Raw genomic sequence first — 209 nt, 5'->3', positions numbered from 1 at the left:
GGGGTGGAGCAGTTCGGTAGCTCGTCGGGCTCATAACCCGAAGGTCGCAGGTTCAAATCCTGCCCCCGCAACCAAATATATGATTAAATAAGGAGTGCCCTAAGGGTACAACTAAAATAATCTTATACAAATATGGTCCGGTAGTTCAGTTGGTTAGAATGCCTGCCTGTCACGCAGGAGGTCGCGGGTTCGAGTCCCGTCCGGACCGC

1 tRNA gene is annotated in these 209 nt (G+C 52.2%); it reads left to right on the top strand.

The annotated features are described in order from the left end of the window. Positions 1-134 precede the first annotated feature (134 nt). Positions 135-208, top strand: a tRNA-Asp gene (locus tag SB658_RS28355). Position 209: the final 1 nt, after the last annotated feature.

This window comes from Bacillus sp. SIMBA_008, from assembly GCF_046535495.1.
GTDB classification, from domain to species: domain Bacteria; phylum Bacillota; class Bacilli; order Bacillales; family Bacillaceae; genus Bacillus; species Bacillus subtilis.
This window is presented reverse-complemented; position numbering and strand designations above follow the sequence as displayed.